15 protein-coding genes are annotated in these 16,313 nt (G+C 41.7%); 14 read left to right on the top strand and 1 reads right to left on the bottom strand.

The features are described from left to right. The 5 genes from BLT15_RS01355 to BLT15_RS01335 are packed head-to-tail and all read left to right on the top strand — an operon-like array spanning position 1 to position 4,562. Positions 1–720, top strand: coding sequence for a glycosyltransferase family 2 protein (locus BLT15_RS01355; protein ID WP_089757920.1), 720 nt, complete (start codon positions 1–3; stop codon positions 718–720). A 36-nt stretch (positions 721–756) separates the two neighbouring features. After that, complete coding sequence (locus BLT15_RS01350) at positions 757–1,590, top strand: lipopolysaccharide kinase InaA family protein (RefSeq protein WP_089757919.1); 834 nt, start codon at positions 757–759, stop codon at positions 1,588–1,590. 56 nt (positions 1,591–1,646) lie between these two features. Next, positions 1,647–2,525: a lipopolysaccharide kinase InaA family protein gene (locus BLT15_RS01345; protein ID WP_089757917.1), complete on the top strand. Its 879-nt coding sequence runs from the start codon at positions 1,647–1,649 to the stop codon at positions 2,523–2,525. After that, positions 2,525–3,688 carry an O-antigen ligase family protein gene (locus BLT15_RS01340; protein WP_089757915.1) on the top strand — a complete coding sequence of 388 codons (1,164 nt, stop codon included), beginning with the start codon at positions 2,525–2,527 and terminating at the stop codon, positions 3,686–3,688. The genes BLT15_RS01345 and BLT15_RS01340 overlap by 1 nt, the downstream gene beginning before the upstream one ends. Before the next feature lie 28 nt (positions 3,689–3,716). After that, entirely contained in the window at positions 3,717–4,562 is an 846-nt protein-coding gene (locus BLT15_RS01335; protein ID WP_089757913.1) for a hypothetical protein, read from the top strand. Between the two features lie 15 nt (positions 4,563–4,577). Here BLT15_RS01335 and BLT15_RS01330 read toward each other — a convergent pair whose 3' ends face one another. Beyond that, complete coding sequence (locus BLT15_RS01330) at positions 4,578–5,399, bottom strand: hypothetical protein (RefSeq protein ID WP_089757911.1); 822 nt, start codon at positions 5,397–5,399, stop codon at positions 4,578–4,580. A gap of 189 nt (positions 5,400–5,588) precedes the next feature. On the opposite strand from BLT15_RS01330, the gene BLT15_RS01325 reads away from it, so the two are divergent. From BLT15_RS01325 to BLT15_RS01285, 9 genes are all read left to right on the top strand, one after another. Next, positions 5,589–7,964: a family 65 glycosyl hydrolase domain-containing protein gene (locus BLT15_RS01325; RefSeq protein ID WP_089757909.1), complete on the top strand. Its 2,376-nt coding sequence runs from the start codon at positions 5,589–5,591 to the stop codon at positions 7,962–7,964. Further along, positions 7,945–8,820, top strand: coding sequence for a DUF368 domain-containing protein (locus BLT15_RS01320; protein ID WP_143422988.1), 876 nt, complete (start codon positions 7,945–7,947; stop codon positions 8,818–8,820). Before BLT15_RS01325 ends, BLT15_RS01320 begins: the two co-directional genes overlap by 20 nt. Before the next feature lie 139 nt (positions 8,821–8,959). After that, entirely contained in the window at positions 8,960–10,309 is a 1,350-nt protein-coding gene (locus BLT15_RS01315; RefSeq protein WP_089757905.1) for an FAD-dependent oxidoreductase, read from the top strand. A gap of 126 nt (positions 10,310–10,435) precedes the next feature. Beyond that, positions 10,436–10,759, top strand: coding sequence for a thioredoxin (gene trxA, locus BLT15_RS01310; RefSeq protein ID WP_089757903.1), 324 nt, complete (start codon positions 10,436–10,438; stop codon positions 10,757–10,759). A gap of 275 nt (positions 10,760–11,034) precedes the next feature. Then, positions 11,035–11,439: a flavodoxin family protein gene (locus tag BLT15_RS01305; RefSeq protein ID WP_089757901.1), complete on the top strand. Its 405-nt coding sequence runs from the start codon at positions 11,035–11,037 to the stop codon at positions 11,437–11,439. 28 nt (positions 11,440–11,467) lie between these two features. After that, positions 11,468–13,138 (top strand): arginine--tRNA ligase, encoded by a 1,671-nt coding sequence (gene argS, locus BLT15_RS01300; protein ID WP_089757900.1) that lies wholly within the window; start codon positions 11,468–11,470, stop codon positions 13,136–13,138. Between the two features lie 12 nt (positions 13,139–13,150). Continuing rightward, positions 13,151–14,770 carry a CTP synthase gene (gene pyrG / locus BLT15_RS01295; protein ID WP_089757898.1) on the top strand — a complete coding sequence of 540 codons (1,620 nt, stop codon included), beginning with the start codon at positions 13,151–13,153 and terminating at the stop codon, positions 14,768–14,770. A 45-nt stretch (positions 14,771–14,815) separates the two neighbouring features. Beyond that, entirely contained in the window at positions 14,816–15,589 is a 774-nt protein-coding gene (locus BLT15_RS01290) for an enoyl-CoA hydratase-related protein (RefSeq protein WP_089757896.1), read from the top strand. Between the two features lie 116 nt (positions 15,590–15,705). After that, on the top strand, positions 15,706–16,311 hold the full coding sequence (locus BLT15_RS01285; RefSeq protein ID WP_089757895.1) for a flavodoxin family protein: 606 nt from the start codon (positions 15,706–15,708) through the stop codon (positions 16,309–16,311). Positions 16,312–16,313 lie beyond the last annotated feature (2 nt).

Here is a 16,313-nt window from a genome sequence, read left to right as displayed (position 1 = left end):
ATGTCTTTAGGAGCATTAGTTTTGACTTATAATGAAGAAGATATGATTGAATCTTGTTTAGAATCAATAAAATGGGTTGATGAAATTGTAATTGTTGATTCTTTTAGTGATGATTCTACTATATCAATTTGTAGAAAATATACTGATAAGATATTTCAAAAAGAAATGAACAATTTTTCTTCGCAAAGAAATTTTGGCATAAATAAAATAACTGCTGAATGGATTTTAATCGTTGACGCTGATGAACGTATTCCTAAAGAATTAAAACAAGAGATTAGTACCGTGATTTCAAGTGATCCTGAAAAAAAAGTTTTTAAATTTCCTCGCAAAAATTTTTTTATGGGAAAATGGATGAAGCACTGCGGCTGGTATCCTGATTATACAGTAAGGTTATTTTATAACATTTCTGAACATCGATATTCAGGACAGGTACATGAAACTCTATCCTTTAAAGGAGAAGCTGGCAAACTAAAAACCCCATTAATTCACAAAACATACAAAGATATAAATGATTTTGTTGACAAAATAAATTATTACACCGATTTAGCTAAAGAAAATTCTAGCTGCCCCAATCTTTTCGTATTGTTTATCAGACCTATACTGGAATTTATAAAAAGATATCTTTTTCAGCTGGGGTTTCTTTCGGGAAAAGAAGGCTTAATCTTATCGATGTTGCTTTCTTATTATTCGTTTTTAAAATACGCCAAAAGATGTGAATGATTTGTTTTCAATTATTGAAAGTGGAGTTGACGTTGAATGAAATTTGAAAAAGAGAATCTCAAAAAAAGGATTAATCTATATTATCCGGAAGAATGCAATAAAAATAATTTGCTCCGAAATATTGCCAACTATCTGCTTCAAACAATTTGGGAAAAAGGGAAGCTGAAATGGGATTGTTTGGGTCATTTTTCCAAAATAGAACCAGTTAAACCCAGAAAAAAGGGAGGGGTTCTGAAATTACATTATGAAAAAAAGGTTTATTATGTTAAGTATTATTCGCATACACAAGTATCTAAAATATTCAAAAACCTTTTTCGTTCAGTTGAAGGTATAAGGCATTTTAAAACTGCAGAAAGGTTAAAAAAAAGAGGTATAAATACGGTTAATCCTTTATTAGCTATGACATTCCAACGTTCTTTCTTTGTGAAAGACAGTTTATTTGTCACAGAAGAAATTGAAGGATTTAGTTTATCTAATTATTGTAACAATACGCCATCAATAAATTCAAACGGAGAAAAACTTAAAATTGCCGGTAATTTAGGTGTTATTTGGGCTAAATTATTAAATAATAACATATTGCATCTTGACCCTAAACCGGCAAATTTTTTTGTTCAAAAGGATTTTAAAATTAATTTAGTAGACATAGATAACGTATATTTCTACCCTTATTTACCCTTTTTTATGAAAAAACGAAGTATTGCCAGGCTCCATGAATATTTTTTAAGAGCTTTCAATTTTAAAATTAGAGATAAATATAAAAGAGTGTTTTTGGATGACTTTACAAAAAATATCAATAAAAATCTTGACAAAGAAAAGTTAAAAAATAAAATAGAAAAAATTACTCGTGAAAAATTAAAAAACAAAAGCTAAATAAACTAATATACTACAAAATTAGAAAGACAAAAAACACGGGAAGTGTTTTCACGGTGAAAAATAATGAATTTGCAAAAAAAGAAATCTCTCCAGGTCTAAAATTATACTATCCCGTTTCTAATGAGAATATTAATAATAAGATTCTCGAAATTGCCGTTGATATGTTAGCTTCAAAAAAGGGGAGTAAAGAAGCTGAATTAATTAACCGGCAGGGCAGTAAAAACGTTGAAGTGTATAAAGCTTGTCTGTCCAATCAAGATTATTATTTAAAAAAATATGATTACCAGAGGCCAAGTTATATCTTGAAGGAAAAATTTTTTTCTATTGAAGCAATAAAGCAGCTGAAGCTCTCTTATGAATTAAATAAATTAAATATACCTTCTATAAGACCTGAATTTGCTATAACGGGAAAAAATAATTTGTTGAGCAATGTACCGAGTATTTTCGTAAGTAAAGGTATTGAGAGTGGCTTTGATTGTAGTTATTTGATTAAGAGGAAAGAAATCCAACATGATATGCAGAAAGAAAAATTAGAAAGTTTGTTTACTCAGGTTGTTTATTTAATTGTCAAACTTGCTAATAATAATTTCCTTCATAAGGACCCGGCCCCTGGCAACTTTTTAATTCAAAAACCTCATGAGAAACCCAGAGTTTTTTTGGTTGACTTTGATGATATTTTTAAACTTCCGGTTATGCCGGAAAGATTAAAAGTTCATATGCTGGCCCGTTTGAAGGCAAAATTTATGAACAGATTTGAAAAATATAATTTTACTTATGAATCATTGTGGAAGAAATCTTTTAAAAATGTTTTTAGGGGTCATTATAATAAGAAATGGAATATAAAAAAATATAATCGAGTATTGAAGGAACTTACGAATAAAAAAGTAAATTGGCGTAAATATCGAGATTCTAATAAAGGAAGTGATGATTAGTGCAGGATGTATTTAATTTAGATAAAAGCAAGAAATTAATTGAAATTGGGGCTGTATTAATATTATTTTTTGCTCCTTTTGTTAATCCATTGCATTATTTAGGTTTATTATTTGGTTTGTTGGGTTGGATTATAATTGTATTCAATAAAAGCAATAGGATAAATTATTTTTTAAACATTCCTCTAGTTAAATGGTTTTTAGTTTTTAATTTAATTTCTTTTGCTGGAATATTTTATGCTGATTATACATCTTATGCTATTAGAAAATGGAGCAGAGTTTTTCAGGCTACTGTTACATTTTTGATTTTTTTTGAAATAGTCAAAGATAAAAAAGATTTTTTGAAAATCCTCAATTATTTTTTGATCGGTGCTTTTATAATAGGTGTTCATGGCATTTTGAATTATCATTTTACTAATGCTAGAAGAGCTGATGCTTTAATGGGAGTTAATACAAGAGCAATTTATTTTATTTCTTTATTGTTCATACCTTTGTTTTTTTATATGGTAAAAGATATAGGGTTAAAATATAAAATATTATATGGCTTAACCAGTTTAAACTTCTTTTATAATATAATTATAACAAAAACACGAGGAGCCTGGATTGCTTTATTTGGTGGATTGCTTTTATTTGGAGTTTTATATAACAAAAAGATATTAATTATAATTATTTTGATTTTCCTGATAAGCGTCCCTTTTATGCAGGAGGATTATTTTGATAGAGCTAGATCTATAATTGAATTAGAAGATTCAAGAATAGATAAGTGGCCTTTGACTTTAGAAATGTTAGAAGGAAAAAGCTTAATTTTTGGTGTTGGACCGGGTAATTATTATGCTTATGCTCAATATGAATATGACATTTCAGGAGGAATGAGAAGACATACCCATAATTTATTTCTTCAATTTGCTATAGAATTAGGATTGATAGGTTTAATTTACATTTCTGCTTTTACGATTAATATTTTTACTATGGCAATACGGGCTTGTAAAAGTGTTAAATCCATCAAAAATTTAGGCTCTGCATATTTATCCTCTTTTTTAATAATTTTGTTTTCATTTTATTTGCACACTCTAACACATTTATCCATACATAATAGGAGTACAGCGGCTATATTGATGTTTTTATTAGCGGGATTTGTTAGTTTATATAAAGACGCCATTTGTTAACTGGATATTAGCAAGGAGGATAACAAAATTGAAGCTTAAAATTCTGTTTAATGAATTAATTAGAAGAATGAATAAAGTGTCCAGGCTCAACAAAAATGTTTTTTATGTTCCGATAAAAAACTGTTTGATAAGCATGGGGGGGCTGGTGTCGTTTTCGTTAAAAAATTTTAATCCGTATGTGGAACAGGTAAAACAATTCAAAAGAAAAAAAGATATGAAATACCAGGATTCCTTAATAAAAAAGATGAGATCAAATATTGTTTCTTTGATTAAAAAATCAAAATTTGAAAAGAATTTTTTTGGAGATAGGGATATATATTTATCTGAATATGTGCCTGATAGCTTAAAAAATCAGTTGGATAATTTCGATAATTTAACATGCATACCTTATCGGGGTTGGATTCAGGCTGATAAAAAAGAAATTAAAAAAGAAAAATATTTTCATGGTTATCATTTCGAGAAAGATTTTTATCCCAAAAAGAAGGATTTTTATTCTCTTTTAAATTTATTTTCTAAAATTAAGAAAGAAGGCTATAAATTTGGAAGGAATAGTACTATTAACTCCAGTTTTATACAGGGGGTTATTTTAAAGGACAATTGGGAATTTAAAGTTCATATTTGCAGTGGGAGAAGAAGAGCGGCTGTCCTGGCTGCATTAGGCTGGTCTGAAATTCCAGTAGTACTTTATGATAATAGAGTAAGCATGAATAAATTATCTGTATCAAATAAACATCAATTACTGGATACAAAAAATATAGAGGATTGGATTGTGGTTAAAAAAAATATATACCCTGAAGACATGGCAAAAAAACTATTTAATTTAAGATTTCGTCCGAAAGAAGAAGAGAAGAAAAAATTACTATTAAATGAATGATATCTTAATAGAACTTTATTTTGAACCTAGATTTTGTAGACCCTGATTAATTGCCTTTAAAACATCATTTTTATTGTATTTTTCAACGCATTTTTTGGCCCATTTAGAATGCACTCCATCTACTATAACTGGTAATTTTTCGATGTTTAATATTTTTGCTATAGCCAATCTATGATTACCACCACTGGCTATAAAACCGGGTTTTCCATTTCTATCAATTGCAATTCTAATTTCATCAAGCATTTTAGACCCTTTTATATAGTTGCCCATCTCTTTTTGGCTTTTATATCCTTCTTCTTTCATTTTGTTATATAATTTGTGGTACTGCTTTTCGCAGATGTTTGCATTCAAATTTTCGTTGTTGAATTTATGCTTAAATTCTTTTGTTTTATTATAGGGCAGATCATTTTCAAATAATTGGATCATGCTTTTAAAAGCTATTGGTCCGACGGAGTCAAATTTTTCGTAAAAATTCGGAATTAGCTCCATTTTATTTTTATCCCAGGCACCTTTTTTTATAAAGTTTTTTCTGAAAGATTCTTTATATAACAGCTTACAATTTTCAGAGGAAAAATCTTTATAGTAAAAATTAGTGATTTTAGAGTTTTTGATTTTAATATTCCTATTCAATAAAAGTTCTGTTAAATTCTTTCTTTCTAGAAGATCGAGCAGGTTAATTTTTTTAATTTGAGAAGAAAAATCGGATCTTTTGATTTCTTTTTTATAAGAATTACACCAGATAAATTTTATTATATTGCTTTTTCTTATGATGTCCTTTATTACATATTGAGGTTCTCCTTTTTGTTCAAGGTATTTCTTTATATTATTAAAGGACAAACTTTACACCTCCTGTTGTTGTATATATAAATTTTTAGTTCGACTTAAGGAGTAATTTTATGTTATAATTTCAATCAGAACTTAATTTATATGGAGTGATTTCTTTAGTATGCTTTACTACTTAATATCTTAAAGATAGATTCGAATATTACCTTTTTATTTTTAAATTGGAAAGGAGATTTATTAAAAATGGGAAGTTCTTTCGAAGAGCGAAAAGATAATAAAAATGACTTTGAAGATTATTTCCAGATAGACGAATGGCGCATCGTGGAAAAGGGTTTTTCGCCGGATAAAAATCGTTTTGCCGAAAGCGTTATGAGTCTGGGCAACGGGCACATGGGTATCCGCGGCAATTTTGAAGAGCATTACAGCGGCGACAGTCTGCAGGGCACCTATATAGCCGGAGTTTATTATCCCGACAAAACCGTGGTGGGCTGGTGGAAAATTGGTTATCCCGAGTATTATGCCAAAGTTCCCAACGCGGCCGATTTTATCGGTATCGATGTTGAAATAGGAGGCGAGCGCCTGGATTTAGCACAGTGGCATCTGGAAGATTTTAAGCGAATTTTAAATATGCAGAAGGGGGTTTTGCGGCGCGAGTTTACGGCAGCTTCGCCGGAAAAAGACAATCGTATCGAAGTTTCAGTCGAGCGTTTTCTAAGCCTGGCCCGGCGCGAGGTTGCTGCTATTTCTTACAGCATCACCCCGCTGGAGAAGCCGGTTGATATCAGTTTTAGCCCTCATATTGATGGCAACATCAGGAACGAAGATGCCAATTATGATGAGATATTTTGGGAGGAAGTCGACCGCGGGGTCCATTCCGGCGGAGGTCAGCTGACTCTTCGCACTAAGAAATCAGAATTTAACGTCGCCACAGCCATGAGATCAGAGCTCAGCGGCCTTCAGGTTGAAGAGGGAACAGGGATTGAAAGAGAACCTATCGAACGCAAAAAATTCATAGCCGAGAACATCCAGGTCAGCGCTGAGCGCGGTCAGGAGATAAATCTTACCAAATACATCGGGGTAACCACGGACCGCGATTATAAAAAAGAAAGGACAGCGGCCAGAGCCGAAGATAGGGTCAGGGAGGCTGCTTCCTGCGGTTATGACGGGCTTTTGGACGAACACGTTGGAGAGTGGCAGGAGATCTGGCGGGATAACGATATCAAAATAGAGGGCGATAAGAAGGCCCAGCAGGGCATCCGCTTTAATATTTTTCACCTCAATCAGACCTATACAGGTCATGATCCCCGGCTGAATATCGGGCCCAAAGGATTTACCGGCGAAAGGTACGGGGGAGCCACCTACTGGGATACCGAAGCTTACTGCCTGCCTTTTTATCTCAACAGCAAGGACGACGAAATAGCCCGCAATTTGCTTTTGTACCGTTACCACCATCTCGATAAAGCCCGGGAAAATGCTGATAAGCTGGGACTCGATGGTGCTCTTTATCCCATGGTTACCATGAATGGCGAGGAATGTCACAATGAATGGGAGATCACCTTCGAAGAAATTCACCGCAATGCTGCCATAGTCTATGCCATCTATAATTATATTCGCCATACCGGCGATCGTCAGTATCTGGCTGATTATGGCTTTGAGGTTATAGCTGCTGTGGCTCGTTTTTGGTCCGATAGGGCTCATTATAATCCGCGCCGGGACAAATATATGATAATCGGTGTCACCGGTCCCAACGAGTATGAAAATAATGTTCACAATAACTGGTATACCAACCGGATGGCAGTCTGGTGTCTGAATTATGCCTTTGATGTCAAAAATTATCTCGAGAAGGAGCACCCAGAGCGCAGTGAAAAGCTTTTATCCCGGCTGGAGCTTACCGAAGAGGAATTAGAGCGCTGGCGCGATATAACGGAAAAAATGTATCTGCCCCGCTGGCAGGAGCGCGAAATTTTTGAGCAGCAGGATGGATACCGCGATAAAAAGCTGGATAAGGTCTCCGATCTCGATGCAGAAGACTTACCCCTAAATCAAAACTGGTCCTGGGATAAAATTCTCCGTTCTCCCTACGTCAAGCAGGCGGACGTGCTGCAGGGGCTTTATTTTCTCTCCGATCAATATGATCGGGAGACCAAAAAGAAAAACTTTGATTTTTATGAACCCCGCACCGTCCACGAATCATCGCTCTCCCCCTGTATTCATGCAGTGATTGCTGCCGAGATCGGTTATCCGCACAAGGCCTATGAGCTTTATCTGCGCACCGCCCGGCTGGATTTGGAAAATGTAAATCGCGATACCGAAGATGGCCTGCATATCACCAGCATGGCTGGAACCTGGATGGCTGTCGTTGAGGGGTTTGCCGGCAAAAAGGCCGAAGGAGGAGAGCTCAGCATAAGTCCCATGCTGCCCGAAAGCTGGGACAGCTATCAATTTCATCTAAACTTTCAAAATTCACTGCTGCAGGTTTCCATATCAGAATCCGGCATAGATGTTGAATTAATCGGAGGTGATCCGCTGACTCTGACGATTTACGAAGATCAGCACAGGATAACCCGGGATTCGCCGGCTGAAGTGCCGCTGAGCGGCGGTGAAAAACGAAATGGATGAGACGGAAGGAATGAAACCGCAGGATGACCCTGCGAGCAGTTCTGGCGAAAACCCGGAGGAGAATAAAAATGCCGGCGCTCGACCGGGCTGGCTCCGATTATTTTTAGAAGGGCTGCCCTTCGGTGTGGCCAACACCCTGCCCGGTATGAGCGGAGGGACTGTAGCTCTCATCTTTTATATCTACGAACCGCTGCTTCTGGCTATCAAAAATCTGGACCTGCTTTTTTTAATCCCTCTGGGAGCCGGAGCCGGACTGGGAGCGCTGCTGGGAGCTACCGTGATCGATCGCGTATTCGATCTATATCCCGATCTTTTGATGGCTCTTCTGGCCGGCATGATTTTAGCCTCTCTCAGGGTTACCTGGCATGAAGCCCGCCGGGATTTTTCCGGGGGGAGAATAAAAATAATTAATCCCCTGCTGGCAGTTCTGGGAATCATCCTGGCTCTGTTTTTAACAGGCGAAGGAGAAACTGAGGCTGCCGCTTCGCTCCTCATGATTTTTGGGGCCAGCATCCTGGGTTCGGTAACCATGCTGCTGCCGGGCATCAGCGGTGCCAGCCTGTTTGTGGTTCTGGGCGTATACCGACAGATAATCACCGCAATAGCCGAACTTCAGTTTCTGGTTTTACTGGTTTATGGACTGGGTACCGTCGTTGGACTGCTGGTTTTTGCCTGGCTTTTGAGCTGGCTTATCAGGCGTTATCGCCGCCAGCTTATGTTTTTGCTCAGCGGTTTGATTCTGGGCTCGGTGGCCGGTGTGATTCCGACCAGCCCCGGCTTTCCCGAGCTGATCAGTTTTGTCATCGGATTTGCTGCCGTATTTCGTCTGATATCCTGGACTCGTCGCCGCCATTAACTGCTGCTTTTTGTTAATTTTGGATCTTTTTGTTATCAGTTGATAGATATCGTATAAGATCGGGGAAAAATTTCATTGTGAACGAAGCTTTATATCTTACAGTACAGCTAAATGAGGTTCATATAAAGGAGGAAAAATTTTGAAGATAGTAATCGTAGGAGGGGTGGCTGCTGGAACCAGTGCGGCCGCCAAAGCATCCAGAGAGATGGAGGATGCCGAGATAGTGATACTGGAAAAAGATCAGGATATTTCCTATGCCGGCTGTGGTTTGCCCTATTATATCTCAGGTGTAATTCCCGAGCGCGATCAGCTGATCGCAAATTATCCGGAAGAGTTTTCGGAAAAATACGGTGTAGAGGTAAAAACCGGTCACGAAGTTACCTCTCTTAATCTGGACGATCACCGCGTTGAATACAAAAATCTCAGCGATAATACTGCCGGAAGTGAGGATTTTGACAGGCTGATTTTAGCCACCGGTGCTTCTCCGATAATTCCTCCCATTCCCGGTATAGATCTGGACAATATCTTTACTCTGCGGCGGGTAAACGATGCCGACAGAATCAAAAAGACCGTCCAGTCTTCCCGGCCGGAGCGAGTGACAATTGTGGGAGCAGGGCTGATCGGACTGGAGATGGCCGAATCGTTTGCAGAGCTGGATATGGAAGTAACCCTGGTTGAACAGCAGGAACATGTGCTGCCTCTGATTCCTGATGAACTCTCTGAAAAGCTCGAAGATCATCTGCGCGACCAGGAAGTTGAGCTGGTGTTGAATGATGGCGTCAGCCATTTTTCCGGCGGAGAGAAAGTGAGAGAGGTGGTTACTGAAAGCGGTCGGAAGCTGGCAACCGATCTGGTTTTGAATTCTATCGGCATCAGTCCGGACACGGAGCTGGCTGCTGAGGCTGGCATCGAACTGGGAGTTAGCGATGCTATTCGGGTAAATACCGCAATGGAGACAAACCGCGAAAATGTTTATGCCTGTGGAGATTGTGCGGAGACTGTCAATCTGGTGACCGGAAAAAAAGCCTGGGTGCCCCTGGGTTCAACCGCAAATAAGCAGGGCAGAACCGCAGGAACAAATGCTGCCGGAGGAGAAGCCGAGCATTACGGTGTCCTCAAAACCGGCATCACCAAGGTGTTTGACTTTACGGTGGCCGCAACCGGCATTCAGGTTGAGGAGGCGGCAAAAGCCGGATATGATCCCGTCCCGATTACGGTGAAGGTGCCCAATCATGCCGGCTATTATCCCGGTTTTGAACCTTTTTCTCTGCGTGGAGTTTTTGACCGCACTTCCGGCAGGCTGCTGGGGGCTGCCGCCGTGGGCAGAGATGGGGTTGATAAAAGAATCGATGTGCTGGCCAGCGCTATCTATGCCGGACAGACAGCTGACGACCTTTTCCAGATGGATCTCGGCTATGCTCCTCCCTATTCTACACCCAAAGATCCGGTGGCTGTGCTGGGAATGGTAGCAAAAAAGAAAGTGGAATAAAAGCCGGAAATTTCTTGTATACTGGTTTACTTACTTTTATGTCGGCAGTAGTTATGATAGTATAGTAGAAAATAAAGATTATAACGCTATTTTTATTTCATCAAATTAAATTGGGAGGATTAAAATATGAGCGAACCAATAGAAGTAACAGATGAGAATTTTGAAGAGGAAGTGCTGGAGGCTGACAGACCGGTGCTGGTAGATTTTTGGGCATCATGGTGCGGTCCCTGCAAGATGCTGGCTCCGGTGATCGAGGAGATAGCTGAAAACTACGAAGATGAATTGAAAGTTTGCAAATTAAATGTTGATGACAATCAGGAAACAGCTTCCAGATTCGAAGTTATGAGCATCCCTACCATGATTGTGTTCAACGACGGCGAAGTTGATAACAAACTGGTCGGTTATATGCCCAAGGGCAAACTGCTCAAGGAGCTCGAACTCGCCCAGTAACTTTTAACAGGAAGAACCAAAATTTGATTTAAACACTCAAAAGCAGGGGGAAATCATGAGCTGCCGGAGTTTGCTGGCATTTTCTTTCAGGCAGCTAATGCTTTCCTCCTGTTTATCTGTTCGGTTTTGTGAATCCTCTCATTAAATTTCCCCTGCAGCGATCGCTGTCACTTGATTGTACCGCAAAAAAATACAGGATTTTTTCGGTGAGAGTGGAAATAAATAATAGAGAGATGTAGAACCGGGTCGAAGCACGGGAAGGAGAGAATATAGGAATGAAAAATATTCTCATCATTTACTCGCAGGAGGGCGCTGCCGAAAAGGTGGCCCGTGGGATAAAAGAGGGAGCTGAATCTCAGGGGCACAGAGCAGAACTTCTGGCTGCTTCCGGAGAAGGAGACGAAATCAGCTTTCATAAATACGACCTGGTTGTTGTGGGCAGCCCTACCAAAGGCTTGATAAAAGGAAGGCCGGCCGAAGATATTCCTCCCACGCTCGATCGCTGCAAACATACCGTGGGTCAGGATGCTTTTGCCTTTATAACTTCCTCTTTGATTGGCAGCACCAGGGCATTAAAAAAACTTATGGAACAGCTCGAAAAGCAGGGTTGTGTGGTCAAAGATTTTGAAACTCTCAAGAAGAAATCTGACGGAGAAAAATTAGGACAGGAAAGAATTTAAGCAATTTCAGGAAGGAGTGCAGGACAGGATGTCGTTTAACCCAGTCCAGGAAGTTGAAGAAGAATTGATCGCAGAGCTTCGCTCGGCCAGAGAAAGTTTTCTCGATCCCGATATCGCGAATTCCGACCTGCCACCGGTTGAAGTGGAAGTGCCCCGCGAGGACGATCACGGAGATTATGCCACAAACCTGGCCCTGGCACTGGGGGGAAGGCTGAATATGAATCCCCGCCAGGTGGCCGAAGGTTTAAAAGAGGAATTTTCCAGCGATTTGGTCGAAAAAACGGAGATTGCCGGGCCGGGATTTATCAATTTCTGGCTAGATGACCGCTGGCTTTATGAGGCTGCCGATAAAATTTTAGAGCTTGGAGAGGATTTCGGGCGCACCGACTTCGGCAGCGGCAGGAAAGTTCAGGTTGAATTTGTCAGTGTAAATCCCACCGGTCCTCTGCACGTAGGACACAGCCGGGGAGCTGTTGTCGGTGATACGACAGCTTCCATTCTCTCCCACGCAGGTTATGAAGTGGAGAGGGAGTATCTGATCAATGATTCCGGCAACCAGATGGAGCTTCTGGGCAGATCAACTTTTCTGCGTTATCAGGAGCTTTTCGGACAGGAGATAGAGATGCCAAAAAACAGCTATCGAGGCGAGTATCTGATCGAGATAGCAGAGGAGTTAAAGGAGGAATACGGACGTGAGCTGCTGAACAAACCGGAGGAAGAGGCTTTTGAAATATGCCGGGAATTTGCCTACGATCGAATTTTGAAGATCATCCGGCGGGATCTTAACGATTTTGGGATAGAATTTGATAACTGGTTCAGCGAAAGAAGTCTGCATGAGGAGGATCGTATAGAGGAGGTTGTTGATTATCTGCGCGAGCAGGATTATATTTATGAAGAAGAAGGAGCGTTATGGTTTGCCTCCTCTCAATTTGGCGATGATAAAGATAGGGTCATGATCAAATCAGATGGATCGCCCACCTATATGGCCGCAGATATCGCCTATCATCAGGATAAGCTGGAACGAGGATTTGACAAAATAATAAATGTCTGGGGAGCTGATCATCACGGGTATATAGATAGGATGAAAGCCTCTATCGAAGCTCTTGGCCATGAAAGGGATAAACTGGAAATCATCATAGTCCAGATAGTTAACCTGCTGCGCGGCGGTGAAAGGCTGCCTATGTCCAAACGCGAGGGTGAATTTGTCACCATGCGTGAGCTCATGGATGAAATAGGTCTGGATGCTGCTCGTTATTTTTTCATAATGCGCAGCACCAACAGCCATTTCGATTTTGATCTCGATCTGGCCAAAAAGGAATCCAAAGATAATCCGGTATACTATATTCAGTATTCGCATGCCCGTATCTGCAGCATAATCGAGAAAGCCGATGATCTCTGTGAGGAGCTGTCCGCAGCCGATTGGTCTCTTCTGGACAGCGAGGCCGGGCTGGAGCTTTTGCGCCATCTGGTATATTTTCCCGAGGAGGTAAAGGAAGCCGCCCGGGGACGTGCTCCCCACAGGCTGGCTAACTACATATATGATCTGGCAAACGCCTTCCACGTATTCTATAATAAATGTCAGGTGCTGGGCGATGACCGCTCTAAAAGTCTCATCCGGCTTAAACTGGTAGAAGTAACCAGGACGGTATTGATCAATGCACTTAATTTGATCGGCGTTTCCGCGCCGGAGCAGATGTAGGAGGAGATAAAATTGACAGACTATATATTCGTAACCGGAGGGGTTGTTTCTGCCCTGGGCAAGGGTATAACGGCTGCCTCTCTCGGCAGACTTTTGAAGAGCAGAGGGGTTAAAGTCACCATTCAAAAATTTGACCCCTATATAAATGTTGATCCGGGGACTATGAGCCCCTATCAGCACGGAGAGGTATTTGTAACCAATGATGGGGCCGAAACCGATCTTGATCTGGGACATTACGAGCGTTTCATCGACACCGATTTGAGCCAGAATAACAATGTAACAACTGGAATGGTCTACGGTAATGTTATAAGCAAGGAGCGAAAAGGAGAATACCTGGGCTCGACCGTTCAGGTTATCCCTCATATCACCGATGAAATCAAAAGTCGGGTGCGACGGGCCGGACAGGAAGGCAATTTCGATGTTGTTATCACCGAAATAGGCGGAACTGTTGGAGATATAGAGGGCCTTCCTTTTCTTGAGGCCATCCGTCAGATGAAGGGTGAGCTGGGTCCTGACAGGGTCTGTTATATACACTGCACTCTGGTGCCCTATTTGGACACTGCCGGCGAACTCAAGACCAAACCAACCCAGCACAGCGTCAAAGAACTGCGCAGCATTGGAATTCATCCCGATGCCATAGTCTGCAGGGCGGATCGGGAGCTCACCGAGGAAGTTAAGGATAAAATTTCACTTTTCGGCGATATCGAGAGAGAAGCGGTTATCGAAGCGGTCGATGTGGAATATATTTATCAGCTTCCTCTCGATATGCAGGATGAAGGGCTTGACGAAATCGTTATAGATAAGCTCAATCTGGAGACTGAGGACCTCGATCTTGAATCCTGGCGCCGGCTGGTGAAAAAGATGAAAAATCGGACCAAAAAAGCCAGGATAGGATTGATAGGTAAATACGTTGAGCTTCCCGATGCTTATTTAAGCATCATCGAAGCTTTAGATCATGCCGGTATACCTCACGATTGCGAGGTGGAGATAGAATGGATTGAATCGGATGATCTGGATTCGGCAGATCTGGAGGATGAGCTTGCTCATCTGGATGGGATTATCATTCCCGGCGGTTTCGGCGAACGCGGCATAGAGGGCAAGGTGTCAGCGATAAAATATGCCCGACAGCAGGAGATTCCCTTCTTCGGGCTGTGTCTGGGAATGCAGTGTGCTGTGATAGAGTTTGCCCGCAGCAGGGCCGGTCTGGAGAGAGCAGGTACGACCGAGGTGGATTCAGAGGCCGAAGAACCGGTGATCGATCTGATGCCCGAACAAAAGGATATTGAGAAGATGGGAGGCACCATGCGGCTGGGGCGTTATCCCTGTCGGCTCGAGCCGGAAACTCTGGCCCGAAATCTTTACGGCCAGGAGGTAGTTTACGAACGGCATCGCCACCGTTACGAGTTAAATAATAGATATCGCAGCGATCTCGAAGAAAAAGGTATGGTTATGTCAGGCCTCTCCCCCGATGAACGCCTGGTGGAAATCATAGAACTGCCGGAACATCCCTGGTTTATCGGAGTTCAATTTCATCCCGAATTCACCTCCAGACCAAATGATCCTCATCCGCTTTTCGAGGGTTTTATAGATGCCGCTTTAAATCATCAGGAGAGCAGCGATTTCAGTGGCTAAACCCGTCAGATCGGGCAAGAAAAGTAAAGCCTGGGAGGTTATAATGTGAATTATCAGTATATAAGCCTGGAAAAGGACGACTGTCTTTCCCTTATTACTCTCAATCGCCCGGAAGTCATGAACGCCTATCACAAGGAGATGCTCCTGGAACTGCAGCGAGCACTGGAGGAGATTCGCAAGGAAGATGAAATTCGTATAATCATTCTTACCGGCATGGGATCGAAATCATTCAGCGTGGGAGCGGACCTGGACTGGCTTGAGGATCTTACGCCGAGAAGAGCGCGCGAGCTTTCAAGGCTGGGTCAATCTATATGCAGCGACATAGAACAGAGCAGCAAAATAGTCCTGGCCGCGATCAATGGTTATGCTCTGGGGGGAGGACTTGAACTGGCGCTGGCCTGTGATTTGAGATTAGCTTCCAGTCGGGCCAGATTCGGTCAGCCGGAGGTGAAACTGGGGCTTGTGCCGGGTTTTGATGGTACCCAGCGGCTGCCCCGCATGGTCGGTATGGGACTGGCCAAAGAGCTTATGTTCACCGGCAAAATAATTGATGCCAGCGAGGCTTATGAAGTGGGGCTTATAAACAGACTGGTCACTCCCAGAGATCTTCTTCGTTCCTCCCGCAAGCTGGGCAGACAGATAGCCAATCATGTTCCTGAAGCTGTAGGGCTTATAAAGTCGGCCATAAATCACGGCATTCGCGAGGGGCATCTCTCCGGCAGCAGTTACGAAACTGAAGCTTTCGGTACCTGCTTTGCCCGCGAGGACTATCCAGAAAATATCAGAGATTCCAAGGGCTTCATTGACGAAAATATTTAGAGTTGAGCTCCAAAATCAACCGATCAACCGATCAAACAGACAGAAATATCATATTATCGTGAAATAAATAATCCCGGAGATATTTCCGGATATTTTTTCAGAGGGGAGATTTACAGATGAAAATACTCGGTATTCAGGGGAGTCCGGTTCAAAGAGGCACCCATTTTCTGCTCGAGGGTGCTCTTAAAGGAGTTCGCAGTCAGGGGGCTGACAGCGCCCTGCTGGATCTGACAGATTACACCATCGAGCACTGCCGGGGTTGTGACAGCTGTTTGAGGGAAAAGCAGTGTGTCATAGAGGATGATCTTCACCGGGCAGCCAGCAGTATGGAGTCAGCCGATGGTCTAATTCTTGCTGCTCCCAGCTACTTTGCTTCTATTCCTGCAAATTTCAAAGCTTTTCTGGACCGCACCCGCTATCTCAAGATGGATGGACACAAACTTGCCGACAAACCCTTCGCCGCTCTGGCCAGTTCCGGCCTAAAACAGGGTGGGGGGGAGCATGTTATAGAATTTCTTCATCGTTTTGCCCTTCTGCACGGCATGGTGGTCGTAGGCGGTAAAAATAATCCTGTGACCGAGCCGGGATGGGTTGTCGGTACGAGAAAGAAAGATGACGGGAACTTTCGAAAAATTTCCGATGACGAGGAAGCCCGCAAGCTGGCTGAAAGGCTGGGGGAAAGACTGACAGCTTTCGCCAAAAAACTTAGCAGGGGTGATTAAAT

The organism is Halarsenatibacter silvermanii (assembly GCF_900103135.1).
GTDB classification, from domain to species: Bacteria; Bacillota; Halanaerobiia; order Halanaerobiales; family Halarsenatibacteraceae; genus Halarsenatibacter; species Halarsenatibacter silvermanii.
Note: the sequence above shows the minus strand (reverse complement) of the source record. Positions and strands in the feature narration are given on the sequence as shown.

Coding starts and splice junctions, on each gene's coding strand:
- BLT15_RS01285 (WP_089757895.1), top strand. CDS start 15,706: ATGAAAATACTCGGTATTCAGGGGAGTCCGGTTCAAAGAGGCACCCAT.
- BLT15_RS01305 (WP_089757901.1), top strand. CDS start 11,035: ATGAAAAATATTCTCATCATTTACTCGCAGGAGGGCGCTGCCGAAAAG.
- BLT15_RS01325 (WP_089757909.1), top strand. CDS start 5,589: ATGGGAAGTTCTTTCGAAGAGCGAAAAGATAATAAAAATGACTTTGAA.
- trxA (WP_089757903.1), top strand. CDS start 10,436: ATGAGCGAACCAATAGAAGTAACAGATGAGAATTTTGAAGAGGAAGTG.
- BLT15_RS01355 (WP_089757920.1), top strand. CDS start 1: ATGTCTTTAGGAGCATTAGTTTTGACTTATAATGAAGAAGATATGATT.
- BLT15_RS01350 (WP_089757919.1), top strand. CDS start 757: ATGAAATTTGAAAAAGAGAATCTCAAAAAAAGGATTAATCTATATTAT.
- argS (WP_089757900.1), top strand. CDS start 11,468: ATGTCGTTTAACCCAGTCCAGGAAGTTGAAGAAGAATTGATCGCAGAG.